This is a genomic window from Mucilaginibacter arboris (genome assembly GCF_009754915.1).
GTDB classification, from domain to species: domain Bacteria; phylum Bacteroidota; class Bacteroidia; order Sphingobacteriales; family Sphingobacteriaceae; genus Mucilaginibacter_A; species Mucilaginibacter_A arboris.
In genome coordinates, this window is the sequence record NZ_WPIK01000023.1 from 1 (window position 1) to 20,588 (window position 20,588).

Annotated in this window: 25 protein-coding genes; 14 read left to right on the top strand and 11 right to left on the bottom strand. The window is 38.1% G+C overall.

Annotated elements, in window-relative coordinates; all coding sequences use genetic code 11:
* The 3 genes from GO621_RS19160 to GO621_RS17595 all read right to left on the bottom strand — a co-directional run.
* Positions 1-298: hypothetical protein (locus GO621_RS19160; RefSeq protein ID WP_232335701.1), on the bottom strand; the 298-nt coding region annotated here is incomplete at its 3' end.
* A 102-nt stretch (positions 299-400) separates the two neighbouring features.
* Complete coding sequence (locus GO621_RS17590; RefSeq protein WP_157569476.1) at positions 401-1,480, bottom strand: hypothetical protein; 1,080 nt, start codon at positions 1,478-1,480, stop codon at positions 401-403.
* 328 nt (positions 1,481-1,808) lie between these two features.
* Positions 1,809-2,300 carry a hypothetical protein gene (locus GO621_RS17595; RefSeq protein ID WP_157569477.1) on the bottom strand — a complete coding sequence of 164 codons (492 nt, stop codon included), beginning with the start codon at positions 2,298-2,300 and terminating at the stop codon, positions 1,809-1,811.
* 196 nt (positions 2,301-2,496) lie between these two features.
* Between GO621_RS17595 and GO621_RS17600 the strand changes: the two genes are divergently transcribed.
* From GO621_RS17600 to GO621_RS17615, 4 genes are all read left to right on the top strand, one after another.
* Positions 2,497-3,492, top strand: coding sequence for an amidohydrolase family protein (locus GO621_RS17600; RefSeq protein ID WP_157569478.1), 996 nt, complete (start codon positions 2,497-2,499; stop codon positions 3,490-3,492).
* Positions 3,493-3,545: 53 nt separating this feature from the next.
* Positions 3,546-4,409 (top strand): pirin family protein, encoded by an 864-nt coding sequence (locus GO621_RS17605; RefSeq protein WP_198170303.1) that lies wholly within the window; start codon positions 3,546-3,548, stop codon positions 4,407-4,409.
* A gap of 227 nt (positions 4,410-4,636) precedes the next feature.
* A complete protein-coding gene (locus GO621_RS17610; protein ID WP_157569479.1) occupies positions 4,637-5,083 on the top strand; it encodes a MarR family winged helix-turn-helix transcriptional regulator in 447 nt (148 codons plus the stop codon).
* 40 nt (positions 5,084-5,123) lie between these two features.
* Entirely contained in the window at positions 5,124-6,389 is a 1,266-nt protein-coding gene (locus GO621_RS17615; protein WP_157569480.1) for an MFS transporter, read from the top strand.
* A gap of 145 nt (positions 6,390-6,534) precedes the next feature.
* Here GO621_RS17615 and GO621_RS17620 read toward each other — a convergent pair whose 3' ends face one another.
* The 5 genes from GO621_RS17620 to GO621_RS17640 all read right to left on the bottom strand — a co-directional run bounded on the left by GO621_RS17620 (position 6,535) and on the right by GO621_RS17640 (position 11,424).
* Positions 6,535-6,918: a hypothetical protein gene (locus tag GO621_RS17620; protein ID WP_157569482.1), complete on the bottom strand. Its 384-nt coding sequence runs from the start codon at positions 6,916-6,918 to the stop codon at positions 6,535-6,537.
* Positions 6,897-7,310, bottom strand: coding sequence for a HEPN domain-containing protein (locus tag GO621_RS17625; protein ID WP_157569484.1), 414 nt, complete (start codon positions 7,308-7,310; stop codon positions 6,897-6,899). Before GO621_RS17625 ends, GO621_RS17620 begins: the two co-directional genes overlap by 22 nt.
* 195 nt (positions 7,311-7,505) lie before the next feature.
* Entirely contained in the window at positions 7,506-8,735 is a 1,230-nt protein-coding gene (locus GO621_RS17630) for a multidrug effflux MFS transporter (protein ID WP_157569486.1), read from the bottom strand.
* A 1,146-nt stretch (positions 8,736-9,881) separates the two neighbouring features.
* On the bottom strand, positions 9,882-10,865 hold the full coding sequence (locus GO621_RS17635; protein ID WP_157569488.1) for a potassium channel beta subunit family protein: 984 nt from the start codon (positions 10,863-10,865) through the stop codon (positions 9,882-9,884).
* An 88-nt stretch (positions 10,866-10,953) separates the two neighbouring features.
* Positions 10,954-11,424, bottom strand: a complete 471-nt coding sequence (locus tag GO621_RS17640) for an Lrp/AsnC family transcriptional regulator (RefSeq protein ID WP_157569490.1) — start codon at positions 11,422-11,424, stop codon at positions 10,954-10,956.
* 114 nt (positions 11,425-11,538) lie between these two features.
* On the opposite strand from GO621_RS17640, the gene GO621_RS17645 reads away from it, so the two are divergent.
* Genes GO621_RS17645 through smpB form a run of 3 tightly spaced genes read left to right on the top strand, consistent with a single transcriptional unit; the run spans position 11,539 to position 14,570 of the window.
* Positions 11,539-12,198: a metal-dependent transcriptional regulator gene (locus GO621_RS17645; RefSeq protein WP_157569492.1), complete on the top strand. Its 660-nt coding sequence runs from the start codon at positions 11,539-11,541 to the stop codon at positions 12,196-12,198.
* A complete protein-coding gene (locus tag GO621_RS17650; protein WP_157569494.1) occupies positions 12,195-14,066 on the top strand; it encodes an Nramp family divalent metal transporter in 1,872 nt (623 codons plus the stop codon). Before GO621_RS17645 ends, GO621_RS17650 begins: the two co-directional genes overlap by 4 nt.
* 42 nt (positions 14,067-14,108) lie before the next feature.
* Positions 14,109-14,570, top strand: coding sequence for an SsrA-binding protein SmpB (gene smpB / locus GO621_RS17655; protein ID WP_157569496.1), 462 nt, complete (start codon positions 14,109-14,111; stop codon positions 14,568-14,570).
* Between the two features lie 98 nt (positions 14,571-14,668).
* Here smpB and GO621_RS17660 read toward each other — a convergent pair whose 3' ends face one another.
* Positions 14,669-15,328 carry a protein-L-isoaspartate(D-aspartate) O-methyltransferase gene (locus GO621_RS17660; protein WP_157569498.1) on the bottom strand — a complete coding sequence of 220 codons (660 nt, stop codon included), beginning with the start codon at positions 15,326-15,328 and terminating at the stop codon, positions 14,669-14,671.
* Positions 15,329-15,454: 126 nt separating this feature from the next.
* Here GO621_RS17660 and modA point away from each other — a divergent pair, with 126 nt between their 5' ends.
* The 3 genes from modA (at position 15,455) to GO621_RS17675 (ending at position 17,552) form a co-directional block, all read left to right on the top strand.
* A complete protein-coding gene (modA, locus tag GO621_RS17665) occupies positions 15,455-16,234 on the top strand; it encodes a molybdate ABC transporter substrate-binding protein (RefSeq protein WP_157569500.1) in 780 nt (259 codons plus the stop codon).
* A 21-nt stretch (positions 16,235-16,255) separates the two neighbouring features.
* The gene (modB, locus tag GO621_RS17670; RefSeq protein WP_157569502.1) at positions 16,256-16,921 is read left to right on the top strand and encodes a molybdate ABC transporter permease subunit; all 666 of its coding nucleotides are present in this window, start codon (positions 16,256-16,258) and stop codon (positions 16,919-16,921) included.
* Between the two features lie 76 nt (positions 16,922-16,997).
* Positions 16,998-17,552, top strand: coding sequence for a sulfate/molybdate ABC transporter ATP-binding protein (locus tag GO621_RS17675; RefSeq protein WP_394350195.1), 555 nt, complete (start codon positions 16,998-17,000; stop codon positions 17,550-17,552).
* Positions 17,553-17,558: 6 nt separating this feature from the next.
* Here the strand turns inward: GO621_RS17675 and GO621_RS17680 are convergent, their stop codons facing one another.
* Positions 17,559-18,065 (bottom strand): molybdopterin-binding protein, encoded by a 507-nt coding sequence (locus GO621_RS17680; RefSeq protein ID WP_157569504.1) that lies wholly within the window; start codon positions 18,063-18,065, stop codon positions 17,559-17,561.
* Between the two features lie 116 nt (positions 18,066-18,181).
* Between GO621_RS17680 and GO621_RS17685 the strand changes: the two genes are divergently transcribed.
* The 4 genes from GO621_RS17685 to GO621_RS17700 all read left to right on the top strand — a co-directional run bounded on the left by GO621_RS17685 (position 18,182) and on the right by GO621_RS17700 (position 20,196).
* Positions 18,182-18,838 carry a cytochrome b/b6 domain-containing protein gene (locus GO621_RS17685; RefSeq protein ID WP_157569506.1) on the top strand — a complete coding sequence of 219 codons (657 nt, stop codon included), beginning with the start codon at positions 18,182-18,184 and terminating at the stop codon, positions 18,836-18,838.
* Between the two features lie 5 nt (positions 18,839-18,843).
* A complete protein-coding gene (locus GO621_RS17690; RefSeq protein WP_157569508.1) occupies positions 18,844-19,635 on the top strand; it encodes a molybdopterin-dependent oxidoreductase in 792 nt (263 codons plus the stop codon).
* Between the two features lie 94 nt (positions 19,636-19,729).
* Entirely contained in the window at positions 19,730-19,999 is a 270-nt protein-coding gene (locus GO621_RS17695) for a SemiSWEET family sugar transporter (protein WP_157569510.1), read from the top strand.
* Positions 20,000-20,058: 59 nt separating this feature from the next.
* Entirely contained in the window at positions 20,059-20,196 is a 138-nt protein-coding gene (locus GO621_RS17700) for a hypothetical protein (protein ID WP_157569512.1), read from the top strand.
* A gap of 84 nt (positions 20,197-20,280) precedes the next feature.
* On the opposite strand, the gene GO621_RS17705 is transcribed toward GO621_RS17700, so the two are convergent.
* On the bottom strand, positions 20,281-20,499 hold the full coding sequence (locus tag GO621_RS17705; RefSeq protein WP_157569514.1) for a hypothetical protein: 219 nt from the start codon (positions 20,497-20,499) through the stop codon (positions 20,281-20,283).
* Positions 20,500-20,588 lie beyond the last annotated feature (89 nt).

Sequence of the window (20,588 nt, forward strand, 5' to 3'; positions counted from 1 at the left end):
TCTTATACCAAATAATATTTCCAACTAACTTTTTTAATTGTGCTTTATCGCAATTTGATTCCAATATAGTGTTTTGGAGTTTAATTAGACTACTATGTCTACCCTGCCATTCTTTCCAGCTTTTTGACGAATCGAGATAAACGTAAGGACCAAGAAAGACATCAGGATTTGCCTGCATTATATCAAGAGACCGTAATACTAGAGAACTTCTTATCCATCCAAACATCTTCTTGTCTTGGATTGGATCACTAAGTACTTCTGAAGCCAACAGTACAAACGCAATTGGTGCGTTATACATACAAAAATTTAATGCGTTGTCTTCATAAAGATGCTTTTGAGAAAATTGTAACAAATAACAAAAATTATCGGAGCTAGTTTGATAAAGATTCAAATCATTATCTCAATTTAATGAGTGAATAGCACTCATAATAGAAATGCAATTATCTAATGTTTTATCGACCCCGTATGCTTGTAATTTCCTTACACAAGTAACCATGAAATTAAATACTTCAATTCTTTCATTTTTACTTTTCCATTCTAAATCCGCAAATATTTCCCAATCAAAATAATTAAGTTGTCCCTTCTCTTTTACTATGATGTTACTGTAAGTATCGGCAGTGGTATAAAGTTCTTTTTTCCATTTCATTTCCCTTGTACATGTGTATATTAAGCCTTGTAAAATCAGCCTTAAATGGAAATTTTTTGGACTAACAATATTTTTTACACTGTCAATACTTTTTATAATAATTGTTTGATAGTCATTTCTAAATTGTTTATTATTTTGATACAGGGTAACTAAAATAGAAAATTCTGTAGGCATCTTACCATAAACATAATCGTTTTCGTTAATTAAATCACGAAGTTTTTCATTAAATGGTGCTTCCAGAAGTTTTGTGCTTATTTTAGCAACCTTAGCACCTAAGTCTTTCTTTTGCTGATCCAAAGAATTTATCTGATTTGAAAGGGTTTTTTTATCGTTTATATACTTAGCTATTTGAAGTTGTTTTTGCCTCATTATATTCCCTAATTTAGCGGTGTCATTTTGCAATTTATTCTGATTAACAGAAATACTTTTGTTTTCATTAACCAAGTTAATATTTGCTTTGCTTAGCGAATCTCTCCTGTGTTTGAATTCGTCAACTTTTTGTTCTATATCATGTTGTTGGTTTTGGAGATTCATTGTTTTTGCATCAAAGTATTCTTTACCACCTGCCAAATAATATGCAGCAAGTAGAGATAAAATTGGAACTGAAAATGAGACAAGAAGATTTAGAAAAGATGGTTGGCTATACCAAGGTTTTTTTATTAAAGCAGTTTCTTCTTTTAGCTTTTCTATTTCAGCTTTAATTTTGTCTTGTTCTAACTTAGCATCCACTGTTTGTTTTGTCGAATCCGAAAGTTTAATTTGATTAGTTTCTTTTTTAATTTTTTCAATTTCTGCTTGTAACTTTTCCTTTTGTAAATCCTCGAGCGTTTTCATAATTGCCGTTTTTGTGAAACCAATAGTATAAAAGCTGCAGTTGACTCTGTAATATTGCTACGTAAATATAAATAAACCGTTTTCCTTAAAAAATTTAGATGAATAACAACATATAAGTTTCGAATAATTAGTTTTAATTAAAAATAGCGCTCTTTTACTTAAAACAACAATATTACAAACCCAACCTTCCCTCCACTTGTTCTTCTTTAAAAACAAAACCGTGCGTATTCTAACTTTAGAAGAACAATCAATTTACCAGAATTTATAAAAAGGATACTAAAAGAAGCATTACAGAGCTTTGTTCAAGCGAAATACCTTTTTCATTAGATTATTTCAACCGCACATATTTCTCAATAATTACACGGTCAATATTTTCTTTTTCAAGTTTTTCAATTCCTTTCTGTATCAAGGTATCATTTTTAAGCGTTACGGTAAAATTAAACATTTTCCCTTCCCAGTTTTTATCTGCATAGTAATCCAAATGCTCTACGTACTGGTTTCCTTTTAAAGTATATTTTTCGCCTCCGGCATCAAAATGGTTAGACGAATCTTTTGCTGTGTTTAGATGATGGTTTAAAAAAGCAAAATGCGTATCATTTATAATCTTAATCATCTGTTGGTTTTGGGTATAATTGGTAACCTTTTCAACGCCTTTTGTAATGGTTGTTGCAGATAACAATTGCCAGGTTCCTTTTAAGTTAACCGCATCCGATTTTTCACTTTTATAGTTACAGGCGAGCAGTAGCGCTAACACAAATAGTAAAAAAAAATATTGCTTTTCATGGTTATCTTTTTTACTAAAATAACGATTGCTAAACATTTACCAGCGTTATTTCAGACCACAATTTCTTCAGCTAATAGATTAAATGCTGTTTTTACAGGTACTTTTTTGTTGTTTAATACTGGTTAAACTTTGCAAAGTCAGCCTTTAGTTAAAGGTTTTTAATCCCTCTCCAAAACAACAATATTACAAACTTCGCCTTCCCTCCCGGTGTTCTTCTTAAAAACACAAAACCATGCGTATTGTAACATTAGAAGAACACTTCAGCTTACCAGAATTTATAAAAAGGATACCTGAAGAAGTTATAGCCGAACGTGGCTGGCCTGATACCCAAAATCCGCCACCGATGATGCAGAAAGCACAAGCCTTGTTGCCAGAAATTGGAGAAGAACGTTTACGCTCGATGGACGAAGCAGGCATTACGGTACAGGTTTTATCCGTTTCTGGTGCGGGGGCAGATTTATTGCCAGGCGAAGAAGGCATTCGTTTAGCACAGGATTACAATAATTTGTTGGCGCAAAAAATAGCTGCTTATCCAAACCGTTTTGCTGCTTTTGCACATCTACCGATGCAAACCCCGGAAGCCGCAGCAGCCGAACTGGAACGAACCGTAAAAGAATTAGGTTTTTGCGGCGCCATGATTAATGGAACAACAAATAATCTTTTCCTGGATGATGCTTCTTTTACCCCCATTTTGTTAAAGGCGCAGGAATTGGATGTGCCCATTTATATTCATCCCAACTTTCCGCCAAAAGCAGTTCGAGATATATATTATAGCAGTTTGCCGAATGATTTAAATTCCGCATTAGCTGCAGCCGGTTTTGGGTGGCATGCAGAAACAGGTATTCATATTTTGAGGATGATTGCTGCCGGAACGTTTGACCGTTTTCCTAAGCTGCAAATCATCATCGGCCATATGGGCGAAATGCTGCCTTTTATGATGGCAAGAAGCGAAAACGTTTTATCTAAAGAAATTAGGAAATCTGACCGAAGTTTAAGTGAGATTTTAAAACAACAAGTTCACATCACCACCAGCGGCTTTTTTACTTTACCGCCGTTAATGACTGCTATCGAAACTTTTGGCATTGACAGGATCATGTTTTCGGTGGATTATCCTTTCAGCACCAACGAAAAAGGAAAAGCTTTTTTAGACAGCCTGGATCTGCCGGCCGCAGACCTGGAAAAATTAACACATGGCAACGCTGATCGGTTATTGAAATTAAAAGTTTAAACTGCTTTTGGTTTTAGGCGTTCTAACAATGATTCTTTAAAAGAAGATAAAAAATGGAACCAAGAAAAGTATTTCAGGTAATTGACGGCGTTAGGAAAATGGTTGGCGATGGTTTTGATGTCGTTAGTCCGATGCCGGGATCACGGATCAGGCAATTAAGTCCGTTTTTATTGATAGACCATACCGGGCCCATGGACGTAAAATCTACTGAAAATCCTTTAGGTGCTGATCCGCATCCTCATAGAGGGTTTGAAACCGTAACGATAGTTTATCAAGGATTTTTAGCGCACCGGGACACAGCAGGTTACAGTGGAAAAATCGGACCGGGAGATGTACAATGGATGACGGCCGGATCGGGATTACTGCATGAAGAACGGCATGAAAAAGAATTTTCTAAACAAGGCGGAATACTGGAGCTGGTGCAACTTTGGGTAAACGTGCCGCAAAAAGATAAAATGGCTAAACCGCGTTACCAGGAATTGCCTGCACCTGTTATTCCAATTATTGAAAAAAAGGATGGTAAAGGAAGCATCCGTGTAATTTCCGGAAGTTATGAAAATACGGAAGGGCCGGCACAAACCTTTTCGCCCATAACTATTTTAGATGTAAAACAGGAAGCCGGAGGCAGCACCGAACTAAAGCTTCCTGCGGATTATAACGTTGGTTTATATATGGTAAAAGGAGCAATTACGGTTAACGGGCGACAGGCAAAAGACAAGCAGTTGGTAGTTTTCGGCTGGAATGCTGAAAATATTTCGGTTTCGTGTAGCGAAGATGCTGCTTATTTAATTCTGGCCGGCGAACCGATTGAAGAACCTTTGGCAACTTACGGCCCTTTTGTTATGAACAGCAACAAAGAACTGATTGAAGCCATGGAAGATTTTGCAAGCGGTAAAATGGGCAAGTTTAACGATTGATTTTCTTACGATTTTCATTAATAAAAACAGCTTCCTGACTATAAATCAAGAAGTTGTTTTTTTTGATAGATTTTTAGGTGATAAAAGAAGCATTGCTTGTTTGAGATTTTGGAGCGGCGTTAACAGTAACGGAGAAAGAAGGCATTCTATCAAAATCATTACAAATTTCAAACAAGTATTACTCTTTATGTTTATATTTTTGTAAGGTAAACTTACAAGTTTAATTTATGAAAATAGTTAAAGACGAAGCTGATTTACAGTTAGCATCAGACCTTCGGACAGTAATAACGAGGCTGATTAAAAAACTCCGCAGTAAATCATCTACCAGCGAAAAACTATCGTTAACAGAGCGTTCCACCATTGCATTACTCGATCAGCATCAAGAATTGTTGCCGAATGAACTGGCAGCGATGGAAAAGATCACGACGCAATCCATGTCGCAGATATTAAACCATCTTTTGGAATTAGGTTACATCAACAGAAAGACATCGGAAACTGATAAACGTAAAGCAATTATTTCGCTATCAGATACGGGTAGAAATATTTTATATAAGGTTAGAAACGAGCGCGCCGAATGGCTGCATAAAGCTTTACTGGAAACCTGTACGCCGAAAGAGCAGGAAATTTTACGCCAGTCAATCGTGCCTTTAACCAAACTTGTTGACTTTAAATAAATTATCCAAATTTTTAGGTGGTAAAAACAGTATTTGAATAATGAACATCAGCACTTTCAGGGCATTTAAAAGCCACAATTACAGGTTATACTTTGCCGGGCAATCCGTTTCTTTAATCGGCACCTGGATGCAAAAAACAGCGGTAAGCTGGGTGGTCTATTCCCTTACGCACTCCAAATTGATGTTGGGCGTAACTTTGTTTGCAACCATGTTCCCTTCCTTTTTGCTATCGTTTTTAGGTGGGATTGCTGCAGACCGATACAACCGTTACAAACTGCTTTTAATCACACAAATTGTATCGATGATACAGGCAGTGCTGTTAACCGTTTTGATCTTTTTCAGGCATTATAATGTTTGGGAAGTGCTTGCTTTAAGTGTTTTGTTAGGTATTATTAACGCATTTGATGTCCCGGCACGGCAATCTTTGGTTTTTGAAATGGTGGATGACAAAAAAGATTTGCCAAACGCACTTGCTTTAAATTCATCAATGGTAAATTTATCCAGGTTGATTGGGCCGGCAATTGCAGGCTTAGCCATAGAAAAACTTGGTGAGGATGTTTGTTTTGGATTGAATGCTTTAAGTTTTGTTGCCGTAATTATTTCATTGTTGCTGATGAAGCTTCCAAAGTTAGAAGCCAAGAAAAAAGCCAAAAATGTATTGACGGAATTGCGGGAAGGTTTGATTTACATTAAGCAAACCCCTTCCATCGGTTTTGTATTGATGATGCTGGCAACCATCAGTTTGTTTGTTTTGCCATTCAGCACTTTGATACCAGTTTATGCCAAAGATATATTTCATGGAACAGCTTCTACTTTTGGGATGATCGACAGTGCGATCGGGCTGGGCGCTTTTTCCGGCGCTATCTTCCTGGCATCTTTAAAACCCGGGACTAACCTCCGTAAAATCCTCGCCATTAACACTTTTGTTTTTGGCGCAGGTTTGGTTTTATTTTCGCATACCACTTATTATCCGCTTGCTTTAATATTTGCCGCTATTGGCGCTTTTGGTATGATGTCGCAAATTACCATCAGCAATACCATCATCCAAACCACAGTTGACCCAACGATGCGCGGACGTGTCATCAGTTTTTATGCGATGGCTTTTTTCGGAATGCAACCGCTTGGAGGTTTATTAGTTGGCTGGATATCACAACAAATTGATGTACAAAATACGGTGATGGCAGAAGGTATGATTGCACTGCTGATTGGTGTAATGCACATCCGTTTTTTACATCGAAATAAATTAAAAGCAAAGGCAGCAACTTTGGTTGTAAAGCAACCGGCGGAAGTTGCTGTTCAGGCATAATAAGCAATCGAAACTTGCCGAAGCACATTAAAATACCCTGAAATATATTTTTCAGAGAATTGGCGCAATTGGTGTTACGGATTAGATTATTGAAAAATTAGGATGAGTGTTTTGTAATGCTTCTTTTATCAGATAAAATCTCTGTTCAAAAATTAATACGATAAATAATACAGTCTGGAAATTTTGCCCCATTGATGTAATTTCCAAAAAAGTTAAATTTTGATATTCCTGGCCCTGTAGATATTGCTCCTTTTAATGTGATTGATATAGGTGCATTAGTGTCAATCAGTTTGATTTCATTTAATGAAATATCTATTTTGTTCTTTTGGATAACATTATAAATCGTTTCATAAAAAGTTCGATGACCGGACTCATTTAGCCTATCAACGCCTAGTAAAATAAACCATCCCCCTTGCTCCTCTAAATCAATTAAAGTAGCAAGGGGGATTTTATGTCCCTCTCTATCTAAGGATTCCAGTAATACTTTTCCTTTGTCGTATAATTCGTCTACCAATATTGTTGAATCCATAATAATATTCCTCCTTTTTTATCCATTATAGCCTCATATATTTGTGTTGCTTCTTGCTTTGGCCACTCCTTATAACGTGCACCTTCATTCCAGTCTTTAACAATTGCCCAGTTTATTGAAAAATCAGGATCAGTGGATTCTTTAATCCTTCTATAAACTTCTAATCCTGCAAGCTTAACAAGAGATTTTACATCATGTGTAAAAATATCATTAATAAATTTTTTATCAGGTATTTCAGAGGCTTTAATGTTTTTTGCTATACATGCCTTTAAAGCACACTCAATAGCATAACCAGCAAGATAATAAGCACCATTAAAACAGTTATTATTGAGAAGCACTTTTGATTCTTTTATTCTGGAATTAGCCAAATCCTGTAATAACTTTTCGATCATTTACTAAATAATATATTTTCACATTCTTAATTAATAGCTAAATGTAATAATTAAATCTATTTGAAATTTTCTGATTAATTTTTAATTACAGTTTTATAAATAAAAATACCAACTTTTAAGATGTGCTTTTATTTACAACAAGATATATTACTATAACAGTCAGTATTAACATTATGATAAGTAAAACTGGAAACTTCAATGCAATACAACCGCCTCCTGCCCTTGTGGTGCTTCTATCTGATTGCCAATCTTGCTTCTGCCTAACACTAAAACCAGCAAAGCCAGTAAAGTAGTTCCGGCAATAATGGCAACCATAGGCAAAGCAGAATGCGTGTTAAACAAACTTACGCCAACAGAGGCCAATGCGCCCATTCCTAACTGCAATGCGCCCATTAAGGCTGATGCACTTCCGGCATTTTTAGAAAAAGGTGCAAGCGACAAAGCCGAAGCATTAGGGTTGGCGATACCCAAACAGCATAAAAACAAGAACAGCATGGCAATCGTACCATACAATCCAAACCAGCCGTTCATTGTTCCGAAAAGGAAGATTAGTCCAATTAGGGATTGTCCAATTAAAGCAGCGAAAACAAGTTGCTCGCTCTTGTATTTCTTCAGCAACAAACCGTTAAACTGACTGGAGCCAATAAAACCGACAGAAAGAAAGGCAAATATCCAACCGTAAACTTTTCCGTTAACTTCAAAAATATCCATAAAAACCAATGGCGAACCGGAAACATAAGCAAACAAACCGGCAAAAGCCAGGGCGCCGGCAAAAGCATAAGTATAAAATTGTGGTTCGCGCAGTACCGACCAAAAGCCCATTAAAATTGGTTTTGGTTTGAGAGAGATAGAAGCATCAGGCCGATAACTTTCGGGCAAAAAGAAAACGGAAGCAATCAGGATCAAAATTCCCATAAAGGCCAGGACCAGGAAAACAGATTGCCAGCCAAAAGCAGCCGTAACATAACCGCCAACCGTGGGCGCAATCATGGGCGAAGCGCCTACAACCAGCATCAGCAAAGAAAAAACCTTAGCGCTGTCTTTTACCGGAAACAGATCACGTACCATAGCAACTGAAGCTACACTTGCGGCACAACTTCCTATCGCCTGTACAAAACGCAACACAATTAAAGCTTCGATTCGATGGGCCGATAAACAGCCAAAGGAAGCCAGAATGTAAACTACCAAACCAATATACAAAGGCGTTTTCCTGCCGAAACGATCGAGCAAAGGCCCATACAATAATTGGCCAGCAGAAATACCGATAAAAAAACTGGATAAAGAAAGTGCCACGCGTGCAACCGTTTCGTGCAGGTCTTTTGCAATAGCCGGGAAACCGGGCAGGTACATATCAATAGAAAACGGGCCTAAAGCGGTTAAAGTTCCGAGGATTAGGATGAGGAAGAAGTATCGTTTTTTAGTCATGGGGCTAATTTTGAGCTGTATTTTGAAAGCTGAATGCTTCTTTTACAGGTATTTTTTAGAAGCCGCAAAGGTTGGGTAATGTTTTGGGATTTGGAAGACATCGTATCAGAAATCCAATTTTTAATTTAGAAGTTGTTTAAACTTTTATGCTTCGTTTAAATAGGTACAAGGCCCTTCTATAGGTTCAGGACCGTGCCCATGCTTCTTTTACCGGATAAAAACTGGTGTTTGCCTGCATTTAAATAATCAAAAAAACAATGGTCAACATTTTTAGCTGATAAAAGAAGCATCAGCCTAAAAATCAAAAATCCAAGGCCTGTTTAAAATTTATTCCGCAATTTTTTGTATGCTTCTTTTTTTGGCTAAAGCCGTTGCCTGTGTTTCTACTAACCATGGTCTGAAGGCCGTGGCAATTTTAAAGCGTAGTTTTTACGACAACCTTTGTTTACCAATGCTGGATTTCCCTGTGCGGACAGGACGCCCAGGCCATGTTCTAATTATTGGCGGTTGCCATGGCCTTCAGGCCGTGGACAAAGGATAAGCGGCAACGGGCTTTAGCCAAAAAACCAAAACATTTAAAAAAATCATGGCACAAAAGGGGCATCAAAACAAAAGGACAAAATTTAAACAGGCCCTAACATTTTTGAGGTGATAAAAGAAACATCAACTACAGAAATTAAAAACCAGCGGTTAATATTTTTAAGCGATAAAAGAAGTATCAACCTCAAAAAAAGCGGGCCAGAAAAAAAAGTTTAAACAAGTTCTTAATTATATTTGATCGATCTTAGAATTCCACAACCGAAATCAGTATTTTTAATGAAATGACATTTAACAAACTAAAAAGCTATTATCATGAAAAAGCCTAAAAGAACATCCAATCAAACTAAAATTATTGAGGGAAAGGACAAAGTTTACGAAAATTAATTGAATTTAAAAAGAAGGCGAACAGCGAACTTGTAATATTGAAGGATGGTAAAATAGTTAGAATTAAGCCGTAAACGCTTCTGTATTAAAAATCTATTCTTTTATATAAAATTAGAATACTACAATTAAATAAAAGCATAAAAAAATGAAACGTATTTTAGCTGATAAAAGAAGCATCAAACAAACCATCCAATGCTTCTTTTATCACCTAAAAATCCAAATTTAAAATTCCCCAACTTTAGGTTTCGTTCCAACAATACCTTCTATCTTTTCCAAAACTTCCGGAGTTAATAAAGGCACAACTTCCAAGGCGGTTAAATTTTCTTTTAATTGTTCCGTTTTAGATGCACCTAAAATTACCGAACTTACATTTGGATTTTTAAGGCACCAGGCCAAACTAAGTTTGGCCATAGAAGTATTTAATTCGTCGGCAACAGTTTTTAATTCCTGTACTTTTTTGATCCGGTCTTCGGCTAAAGTTGCATCTTTTAACCAGCTTAAACTTGCAATATTTAAACGCGTATCTTTCGGGTCGGCATTGTTGTATTTGCCGGATAACAAACCTGAAGCCAATGGCGACCAGATCGTTGTGCCCAAACCATAATCCCGAAAAAGCAATTGATATTCATCTTCCAGCTTTTTGCGTTCAAACAAATTGTATTGCGGCTGTTCCATAGTTGGACCAATCAAATGGTTTTCTTTGGCTACGCGGACCGCTTCCATAATTTCCACGCCGCTCCATTCTGATGTTCCCCAATACAAAATTTTGCCTTGCTGCAGCAAAGTATTCATCGCCCAGACCGTTTCTTCAACCGGCGTATTTTTATCCGGGCGATGGCAGAAATATAAATCCAGGTAATCAACTTGTAACCGTTTTATCGCAGCGTTGCAAGCTTCGATCACATGTTTTCGTGATAAACCAACGCGGTTTGGGCCTTTTTTCTCCGCCCCGAAAAATACTTTGCTGGAAACGATATACGAATCGCGGTCCCAATTCTTACTTTTCAGGATTTTGCCCATTACCGTTTCCGATTTTCCGCCGGCATAACCTTCGGCGTTATCAAAAAAGTTTACGCCTTGGTCGTAGGCAATGCCCATTAGTTCGTCTGCTGTTTCATCACTGATCTGATTACCGAAAGTAAGCCAGCTCCCCAAAGAAAAAGCACTTAATTGCAAACCTGATTTTCCTAATCTTCTATATTCCATTGTTGCTATTTTTATAGGGATAAAAGAAGCATCAGGTTTTATTTGTTTTCAAGGAGGATTAAAAAGGAGTTTAAAATGAAGTGTGAAATTAATATTCCAGCGGAACGATCGGCTCTTTTTTATTGGTTGACATGATAATCATCGTCTGGAAAGTTTTAACCACAGTAATGCGGCTAATCTTTTGCATAATCAACTGCTCGTACGATTTGATGTCTTTCACATAAACCTTTAACAAAAAATCGCACTGACCGGTAACATGGTGGCATTCGGTAATTTCTTTGATTTCCTGGATCTCGTTTAAAAAAGTTTGGATCGTATCGATCTGATGAAAATCAAGTGAAACCTGGATAAACGTTTTAATGCCCAGGCCCAGCTTTTCTTCGTCCACCAAAGCATGATAACTTAAAATATAGCCAGCGTTTTCCAGCTTGCGTACCCGTTCTAAAGTTGGCGCGGGCGAAAGTCCGATTTCGTTTGATAACTGTAAATTGGTGATCCGTCCGTTCTGTTGCAAAATTTTTAAAATCTGCAGGTCTGTTTTGTCTAATTCAATCGCCATAGCTTACAATGAGAGCTTTTCTCTCACCAACAAATTTAAATTTAATTATATCAACTAAAATGAATTTTATTTGTTGTTTTAGATGTGTCTAAATTTTTAATTAGTTAGTTCAAAATGCAAGCTTCTTTTACCGAGGAAAATTATTTAAAAGCGATCTATCATTTATCCGAAGAAGGCCGTCAACAGGTTAATACCAACCGCATTGCAATGGTTTTAAATACCAAACCGGCATCGGTTACCGATATGTTAAAAAAGCTATCCGAAAAAAACCTGTTGAATTACACGCGTTACCAGGGAGTTAGCCTGACGGACCCAGGCAGAAACATTGCTTTGAAAGTAATCAGGAAGCATCGTTTATGGGAGTTTTTTTTGGTGGAGAAACTAAACTTTGGCTGGGACGAAGTGCACGACCTGGCAGAACAGTTAGAGCATATCCAATCGGTAGAGCTAATTAACCGGCTGGATAGTTTTCTTGGCTTCCCGGAATATGATCCGCACGGCGATCCGATCCCAAAAGATAACGGCACAATCAAATGCTATGATTTAAAACCGATTTCTGCATTGCATGTCGGAGAAACCGGAACGATTGCTGGCGTAAGGGAACACTCGCCGCTATTTTTACAATATCTGGAGAAAATGAATCTGGTAATCGGCAAAAAAATAAGCATGGAAGAAGTAATTGCTTACGATGAAACAGTAGTAATTACTACAGAAAACAATCAAAAAATCAACATCAGCAAAGCAGCAGCTAAAAATATTTTAATAACAATATGAGTACTAGTAGTGAATCATTAGGCGAAGTTCATGGCTCGGTAATTACCAATGGCAAAGTAGGCTGGCGAAGAATTTTATCGTTTTTTGGGCCCGCTTATATGGTAAGCGTGGGCTATATGGATCCTGGCAACTGGGCAACCGACCTGGCTGCCGGCAGCCAGTTTGGCTACAAACTGATCTGGGTTTTGCTGTTATCTAACCTGGTCGCGCTGTTGCTGCAATCTTTAGCAACCCGATTGGGCATTGTACAGGGATTGGATTTGGCACAGGCTTCGCGGCAGCATTATAACCGTTTTGTTAACTTCTGCCTGTTTATTTTGGCGCAGATTGCCATTATTGCCTGCGATCTGGCAGAAGTAATTGGAATGGCTATTGGTTTGCAATTGCTGTTCCATTTGCCCTTGCTTTGGGGCGTTGCGCTCACGATGTCGGACACGATTTTGCTTTTGTTTTTGCTGAACAAAGGCATGCGCCACCTGGAAGGGTTTATCATTTCGATGGTTTTTATTGTCGGGCTTTCTTTTTTGGTGGAGATGTTTATTGTTGAACCAGATATAAAACAAGTTGGTTTAGGGTTAATTCCGCACAATTTAAACGGAAGTGCTTTATATATTGCCATAGGTATTATTGGTGCAACGGTGATGCCGCACAACCTTTACCTGCATTCGTCTTTAGTGCAAACGCGGAAGATTGAACGGAATGAAATTGGTATCCGCGAATCTATCAAAATGAATTTGCTCGATACAACCATTGCGCTTAACCTTGCTTTTTTTGTAAATGCCGCTATTCTGATCCTTGCTGCCGCTGCTTTTTTCAGGTATGGTTTTCATCAGGTTGCCGAAATCCAGGATGCGCATAAATTGTTGCAGCACATTTTTGGTTCGCTTGCGCCTGCGCTGTTTGCCATTGCGTTAATAGCAGCCGGACAAAGTTCTACCGTAACCGGAACTTTAGCCGGACAAATTATTATGGAAGGCCACATCAATTTGCGGATACAGCCCTGGTTGCGCCGGATGATTACGCGTTTGCTGGCTATTATCCCTGCTTTTTTTACCATCCTTTATGCTGGCGGCCAGGCTTTAGGTAACTTACTTATTTTTAGTCAGGTTGTTTTAAGTTTACAATTGGGTTTTGCCGTTATTCCGCTCATTCATTTTACTTCTGATAAAGAAAAAATGGGATCTTTTGCTAACACAACCCGGATTAAAGTTTTAGCCTGGCTAACAGCGGTCCTGATTGTTGGCCTCAATGTAAAATTAGTTGTCGAACAAATTGCAGATTGGGCAAAAGGAAGTCCAAATCAGCAAACCTTAATTTATTTTACAACTATTCCGCTTGCTATCGCTATCGTCTTACTACTTTTATACGTATTTTTAAAACCGTTTTTTATCAAATCTGAGAACAAGCATAGCAAAGTCCCACATGGCTCTGCACTGGAAATTGAAGCGATTGCGCCTGTCAATTTAACCCGGATTGGTATTGCTGTTGACTTTTCTGCACACGATCGTGATACCATTCGACATGCATTGATGCAAGGCGGGAAAACAGCAGAATATTACCTGATCCACGTTGTAGAAACTGCCGGTGCACAGTATTTGGGCGAAGCAGTAAATGATTATGAAACACAAAGCGACAAGGAAAACCTGGAAAAATACCAGTTGAGATTGAAGGAATTGGGTTATCACTCGCATAACTCGGTTGGTTTTGGCAAAGTTGCACAAGCTATTGCCCAAGTAGTGAACAAGCAAAACCTGGAACTATTGGTAATGGGCGCACATGGCCATAAAGCTTTTAAAGATATTATCTTTGGCACCACAGTTGATTCGGTAAGGCACCTGATTAAAGTTCCGGTATTAATTGTGCAGTAAAAGAAGCATGGACAGATCAGAAAAGGCAGATCAACACAGAACATGAAAGAAGAAAAAGAACAAAACGTACATATCAAAAATAAAAGGGCTTATTTTGATTTTCATATTGATGATAAATTTGTAGCCGGCATTAAACTGTTAGGAACAGAAATTAAATCGATCAGGCAGGGAAAAGCAAATTTAACAGATTCCTTTTGCACCTTTATAAACGATAATTTGTACATCCGCAATTTGCATATTTCAGAATATTCGCACGGCTCGTTTTACAACCATGAAGCCAAACGCGACCGCGTTCTGTTGCTGCAAAAAAAGGAATTGAAGAAACTGAAATCCAGAACGGAAGAAAAAGGTTTTACCATCGTTCCGCTCACAATTTTTATTAGTGAACGCGGTTTTGCTAAAGTAGAAATTGGCCTTGCACAAGGTAAAAAGACGTTTGATAAGCGGGAAACGATGAAAGAACGGGATTCTAAAATTGAAATGGACAGGGTAATGAAAAGATAGATCGGTTGCAAGTTGTGAGTTTTCTGTTGACAGTTTTGGAAAAAGGCCCGGCTAATAAAGCAGAACTGATAACCCGCAATTGAAAACAGGCAACTTTCTCACCATGCCTGATCTCCCACCAGCGGAACAAACCGAAAAGTATCCAAACTAACTTTTTCATAATCATTTTCTGCTACGCGAAGAATGGTGGTCATTAACTGGCTTTTTTCATCTCCAACCGGAATTACCAATAATCCACCAATTTTAAGTTGTTTTAATAAGATTTCGGGGATAAAAGGAGCACCGGCCGTCACCAGAATTTTATCGTAAGGCGCATGTTCGGGAATGCCGTTAGAACCATCTCCGCAGAAAAAATGAGCATTATAGCCCATGTGCGGCAGCACTTTTATCGTTCGTTCATAAAGTTTTACCTGCCGTTCAATGGTAAAAACCTCGGCACCTAATTCTAACAAAATACAGGTTTGATAACCGGAACCTGTTCCAATTTCCAAAACACGATCTTTCTTTTGAATATGCAGCAATTCGGTTTGATAAGCAACGGTATAAGGCTGAGAAATGGTTTGTCCGTCACCAATCGGGAAAGCAATATCCCGGTAAGCCTGTATCCAGAAGGTTTCATCAAAAAAATAATGGCGCGGCACTTTGGCTATCGCATCCAAAACCCGCTGATCACCAATTTTCCTTACTTCCTTTAGAAACTTCACCAATTGTTTCCTCGCCCCTTTTTCCCGGTAATTATCCACAAACTTGTAAGCCATGCCGTGCAAAGATATTTTTTCAGAAAGAATATCTTAATTTTTATCCAAATTAAAATTTGCCAAAAGCCATTAGCTTTACAGAACTTATTTTAGGTTGAAGTTGTTCAACAAATCAAGAATAAAAACATGGGATTAAATCTGTTTCAACATAAAAAATACCTGGTAAAAACAGTATGGCTTTGCTTAGCCTGCCTCCTGCTTCCGTTTCTTACTTTGGCACAAACTATAAAAGTTGCCGTAGCTGCAAATTTACAGGGTGTGATAAAAGTGCTGCAGGAAGATTTTACCCAAAAAACAGGAACCCAAATTGAACCGATTGTTGGTGCTTCCGGAAACCTGACCAATCAGATTAAAAACGGCGCTCCTTTTGACGTGTTTTTATCTGCAGATATGGCTTTTCCTGAAAATTTATATAAAGCAGGTTTTAGCACTGGCAAACCAATAATTTATGCTTTAGGAAGTTTAATCATTTGCAGCAATCAAAACCTTGGTTTTAACCATTGGGAACAGCTTTTGCAAAGTAATAGTATTACAAAAATAGCGATTGCCAATCCGGCAACAGCGCCTTACGGCAAAGCAGCAACGGAAGTTTTAGAGCGAAAAGGCATTTTGCAAAAAATTCAACCTAAAATAGTTTATGGCGAAAGCATTGCGCAGGTAAATATTTACCTGACTACCGGCGTTGCAACCGTTGGTTTTACTACCGAAGCTTTAATTAGCGATGCTGCAAACAAACAGCAATTGTACTGGAAAAAGATTGATGCAGCAGATTATCAACCAATTGAACAAGGAATGGTTATTTTAAAACATGCTACAAAAAATATTCAGGCAGAACAATTTTTTAAATATATGCAAAGTGCTTCTGCCAGAACTATCCTGAAAAAGTATGGTTACCGCAACAAATAAACCGAATTAAAATCTTTCCTTTTGACAGACTTCTCTCCCATTTTCCTCACTTTAAAATTAGCGGTTATTACCACTTCTATTTTGCTGGTTTTTGGTTTGCCGGTTGCATATTGGCTCTCAAAAGGACATTCTTTACTGAAAGTAATTATAGAAGCAGTTTTAACCATGCCGCTGGTTTTGCCGCCATCTGTGCTTGGCTTTTATTTGTTGCTGGCTTTTAGCCCGCAGCAAGGTTTGGGCAAATGGCTGTTGCAGCATTTTGATTTGCAGTTTGTTTTTTCTTTTGAAGGATTGGTCCTGGCTTCGGTAATTTACAGTTTGCCATTTATGATCAATCCGGTCAAATCCGCTTTGCAGCAATTGCCGCAATCGCTTGCACATGCTTCTTTTACCATGGGAAAATCGGAACGGGAAACATTTTTTTACGTATTGCTGCCGAATATCCGTGCATCTTTGTTAACTGCTTCTGTGATGACTTTTGCGCATACGTTAGGCGAGTTTGGTGTTGTGCTGATGATTGGCGGCAATATTCCGGGCATTACGCGCGTTGCTTCCATCGCTATTTATAATTCTGTAGAAAACATGGATTATGGCACTGCAAATATTTATTCCTTATTTCTCTTTGGATTGACTTTTTTACTGGTGATGGCTGTTTTTATCTATAATAAATATGCAGCAAAAACCTGACGCAATGATCAGCATCAACCTGGAGAAAAAGTTAAACACGTATCAGGGCAAACATCTTTTAAAAGTTTTTGTGGAGATGGAAACCGGAAATTTGGTTAAAATTTCCGGTCCTTCCGGTGCCGGAAAAACTACTTTTTTGAAAATGATTGCCGGTTTAACCAGTCCTGATTCTGGAAAAATTTTGGTTGATGATTTAGTTTGGACGGATACTTCTGCAAACATTAATCTTTCTCCGCAGAAAAGAAAAACCGGTTTTGTGTTCCAGGATTATGCACTTTTCCCGAACATGACCGTGCAGCAGCAGCTGGAATATGCAACTAACGATCAGAATTGGATTCAGGAATTGCTGGCTTTTGCAAGATTAGAACCTTTCATCAAACATAAACCTTCCCAACTTTCTGGCGGACAACAGCAACGACTGGCAATTTTACGTGCATTGGCCATCAAACCAAAAGTTTTATTAATGGACGAACCGTTTTCGGCATTGGATTTCAAAACTAAAAAAACACTGATCCAGGAACTCAAACTTTTACTCGATAAAAACAGCATCAGCACGATTATCGTTACACACAATCCGAAAGAACTGGAAGCTTTGCCCGGAAAAGAACTTTTTATCGGCGAAGAAGAATAACGTAAACTACTGAGCCTGTAAAACCGTTATTCTGCTCAAATTGTGCATATATCTTCTGCCCGTCTTGAAATCCGTCATGGATGCCATCTGAATATTTTCCGGAAGCTGTACTGCTTTTGTACCGTTTTTTTCGGTAATGATAAAAACCTGATCGCCAACCGCAGTATTGTACAACTCGTTCCAGGAATACACAACTTTGTAACCATCTGCGGCAGTACAAACAAAGTACAATTCGCTTAACAATTTCGGGCTGCCAACGGCAAAAATAGTATGGCTTAGCACATCTTTTAACAGCACGCCTTTTAAATGCTCGTCCTGGTGCTTAAATTCTCCCAAATGGTTGGTGATCTTAAAACTGCCCATTTCTTTAACCGGGTATTGTTTGAGCGAATCCATGGTAATGGTAACTGCTTTATTTACTTTCCCGCTGATGAGAAAACTATTTGTAGGTTTAAGCACTTCCTGAGCAAAGGCAGGCGCCGACAATAAAAGCAAAAGCATAAATTTGTACATATACAAAGTAAATTTATTTTGGATTAAAGGCGAAATATCTTTCGATATATAACGCTTTTTTTTAAATTATTGCTGCAACAATTACGTATTGATATAAACCGATACTTCAAATCAGAATGAAAAAAATCAAAGAAAAACATTCGCTGGCCATGCGCTGGTTTCACTGGGTAAATTTCCCGCTGTTAACGATCATGATCTGGAGCGGCATGTTAATTTACTGGGCAGATGATGAATACAGTTTTACCGTATTTGGACACACTTTTTTCCGCTTTTTCCCGGATTGGTTTTACAAACTCTTCAATATTCCGCAACGATTGGCAGAAGGAATGGCTTTCCACTTTTTGTTTATGTGGTTCTTTGCCATCAATGGCATTTTGTACTTCTTTTACACCTGGTTTTCCGGTTCCTGGCGGGAATTAGTGCCCAACAAACATTCGTTTAAAGAAGCCTGGCAAGTGTTGCTGCACGATCTGCATCTGCGTAAAACCGCTCCTCCGCAGGGAAAATACAATGCCGCGCAACGCGTTACTTATTCGGCTATTATCGTTATGGGTTTGGGTTCTTTACTTACCGGACTTGCTATTTATAAACCTGCACAATTAAATGTTTTGTGTAATTTATTAGGCGGATACCATGCGGCACGAATTGAACATTTTGTATTAACCATTGGCTACGTTTTATTTTTTGTGGTTCACGTTACGCAAGTGGTTTTGGCAGGATGGAATAATTTCAGCTCGGTAATTACAGGTTTTGAACTGGAGGAAAAGCAATAAAAGCGATGCAATCAGAAAAAAACAAAGAACAGGAAAAAGGAAATCTTACTGAAGGGCAAAAAATCAGAAGGCGTACGTTTATTTCATTTTTCAGTTTTATTGCCTTAAACTCGGCAGCTTATTCCGGCTGGCGCTGGCTGTATAAAAAAGCGCCGGAAGAAGCTGCCGGAATTACCGCCGGGGCAAAAAAACCGTTGCGCAGAGCGTTAAACAAAACAGAACTGGCTTTCCGCAAAATTTTTAGTCCGAACCATTTTGCTAAAACTTATCCAAAATCAAGCGCAGCTAAAAAAGTAAGGGTTAATGGCGATATTGGTTTAGGAAAACCGGTTGATACAGCAAACTGGAAGTTAAAAGTGGTTAAAACGCCCGGAGAAGTTTTACAAGTAAGTTTGGAAGAGCTAAAAGCTTTACCCAAAACAGAAATAATCTTTGATTTTAAATGTGTGGAAGGTTGGGACCAGATCCAGCATTGGGCAGGTGTAAAACTGATGGATTTTATTCGGCATTATCATTTGGAAGAACAGGCCAAAATGGAATACGCAGGTTTGGTTACACCAGACAAGGAATATTATGTCGGGATTGATATGCCAAGTTTCCTTCATCCGCAAACGATATTGGCTTATGAGATGAACGATCAGCCGTTAAGGCCAGAACACGGCGCCCCGGTCCGGCTGATTATTCCGGTTAAATACGGCATCAAAAATTTAAAGAACATTGCCAGTATTTCCTTCAGCAATAACAGGCCGCCTGATTACTGGGCAGAACAAGGTTATGATTATTATTCGGGATTATGATTTTCAGGCGGTAAAAACAGCATCTCTTTTTAGTTAGAGCATATTAAAAAAACAATGTTTTATCAAAGCAGTTCTTTTAACAAAAGAAGTTGGAATGGATGAAACGCTGATAAAAATACTTGGACTTGTTGCAGGGGCCTGTACATCCCTTGCAGTTTTACCGCAGGTAATTACCACTTTTAAAACTAAAAAAGCCAGCGATGTTTCTATTTTTATGTTTATTGTAATGCTTACCGGTAACGTTTTATGGGTAGTTTACGGGTTTGCCAAGAACGATATAGCCATCATCATTACCAATTTAGTTACTGTTGCCTTAAATGTAACCATGCTGATTTTCAAGGTAAAATATAAAGAAAACAAGTAAAATTAAATCAGCATAAAACAACAATAATCAATTTTAAAAAAATATAGTAGGTTTGTAATATGGAAACGCACGATCAGCAACATCACGAAGAAGAACACCACGTAATTGGCTTAGTTCCAAGCATTATTTTTTTGATTGTATTGGCAATTGTAGTTGTTTGGTACTCAATGCACGGTGCTGGGCCACACGCCTGGTAAAACCATTAAGATATTTGTGCTCAACTCCTTATCAGGCAAATTAATTTGCTGATAAGGAGTTTTTCTTAAATGCAAAGAGCTTTTTTACTGCTTGATGTTAATATTATCTTCATCAGCTTCCTCTCCGGCTTCCTTTTGGATGGAATGCTCGGTATCATAATTTAAAGTGAAAGATGGTTCGGCTGCCTGTGTTGCATCGTTAATTTTGTCTAATTCCTGGTTATCGTTTGGCGTGGTTAAATCCAAGCCATCATCATTCGTTTGCTGATCGTTGTCGCTCGTATTGTTTTCTGGTGTACTCATCGTTCTGATTTTGTTTTATATCACTTATAATAGCTTCAAAACTGATATTGTTTTAACAGATGGAACAGAATAAGAAAATACTAAACCTG

Bases quoted from the DNA above. Each gene is read 5' to 3' on its own strand.
- GO621_RS17695 (WP_157569510.1), top strand. From the start codon at position 19,730: ATGGATGAAACGCTGATAAAAATACTTGGACTTGTTGCAGGGGCCTGT.
- GO621_RS17705 (WP_157569514.1), bottom strand. From the start codon at position 20,499: ATGAGTACACCAGAAAACAATACGAGCGACAACGATCAGCAAACGAAT.
- GO621_RS17640 (WP_157569490.1), bottom strand. From the start codon at position 11,424: ATGGCGATTGAATTAGACAAAACAGACCTGCAGATTTTAAAAATTTTG.
- GO621_RS17595 (WP_157569477.1), bottom strand. From the start codon at position 2,300: ATGTTTAGCAATCGTTATTTTAGTAAAAAAGATAACCATGAAAAGCAA.
- GO621_RS17700 (WP_157569512.1), top strand. From the start codon at position 20,059: ATGGAAACGCACGATCAGCAACATCACGAAGAAGAACACCACGTAATT.
- GO621_RS17680 (WP_157569504.1), bottom strand. From the start codon at position 18,065: ATGTACAAATTTATGCTTTTGCTTTTATTGTCGGCGCCTGCCTTTGCT.
- GO621_RS17610 (WP_157569479.1), top strand. From the start codon at position 4,637: ATGAAAATAGTTAAAGACGAAGCTGATTTACAGTTAGCATCAGACCTT.
- GO621_RS17645 (WP_157569492.1), top strand. From the start codon at position 11,539: ATGCAAGCTTCTTTTACCGAGGAAAATTATTTAAAAGCGATCTATCAT.
- modA (WP_157569500.1), top strand. From the start codon at position 15,455: ATGGGATTAAATCTGTTTCAACATAAAAAATACCTGGTAAAAACAGTA.
- GO621_RS17605 (WP_198170303.1), top strand. From the start codon at position 3,546: ATGGAACCAAGAAAAGTATTTCAGGTAATTGACGGCGTTAGGAAAATG.
- smpB (WP_157569496.1), top strand. From the start codon at position 14,109: ATGAAAGAAGAAAAAGAACAAAACGTACATATCAAAAATAAAAGGGCT.
- GO621_RS17620 (WP_157569482.1), bottom strand. From the start codon at position 6,918: ATGGATTCAACAATATTGGTAGACGAATTATACGACAAAGGAAAAGTA.
- GO621_RS17600 (WP_157569478.1), top strand. From the start codon at position 2,497: ATGCGTATTGTAACATTAGAAGAACACTTCAGCTTACCAGAATTTATA.
- GO621_RS17690 (WP_157569508.1), top strand. From the start codon at position 18,844: ATGCAATCAGAAAAAAACAAAGAACAGGAAAAAGGAAATCTTACTGAA.
- GO621_RS17635 (WP_157569488.1), bottom strand. From the start codon at position 10,865: ATGGAATATAGAAGATTAGGAAAATCAGGTTTGCAATTAAGTGCTTTT.
- GO621_RS17685 (WP_157569506.1), top strand. From the start codon at position 18,182: ATGAAAAAAATCAAAGAAAAACATTCGCTGGCCATGCGCTGGTTTCAC.
- GO621_RS17675 (WP_394350195.1), top strand. From the start codon at position 16,998: ATGGAAACCGGAAATTTGGTTAAAATTTCCGGTCCTTCCGGTGCCGGA.
- GO621_RS17630 (WP_157569486.1), bottom strand. From the start codon at position 8,735: ATGACTAAAAAACGATACTTCTTCCTCATCCTAATCCTCGGAACTTTA.
- GO621_RS17650 (WP_157569494.1), top strand. From the start codon at position 12,195: ATGAGTACTAGTAGTGAATCATTAGGCGAAGTTCATGGCTCGGTAATT.
- GO621_RS17590 (WP_157569476.1), bottom strand. From the start codon at position 1,480: ATGAAAACGCTCGAGGATTTACAAAAGGAAAAGTTACAAGCAGAAATT.
- GO621_RS17660 (WP_157569498.1), bottom strand. From the start codon at position 15,328: ATGGCTTACAAGTTTGTGGATAATTACCGGGAAAAAGGGGCGAGGAAA.
- GO621_RS17615 (WP_157569480.1), top strand. From the start codon at position 5,124: ATGAACATCAGCACTTTCAGGGCATTTAAAAGCCACAATTACAGGTTA.
- GO621_RS17625 (WP_157569484.1), bottom strand. From the start codon at position 7,310: ATGATCGAAAAGTTATTACAGGATTTGGCTAATTCCAGAATAAAAGAA.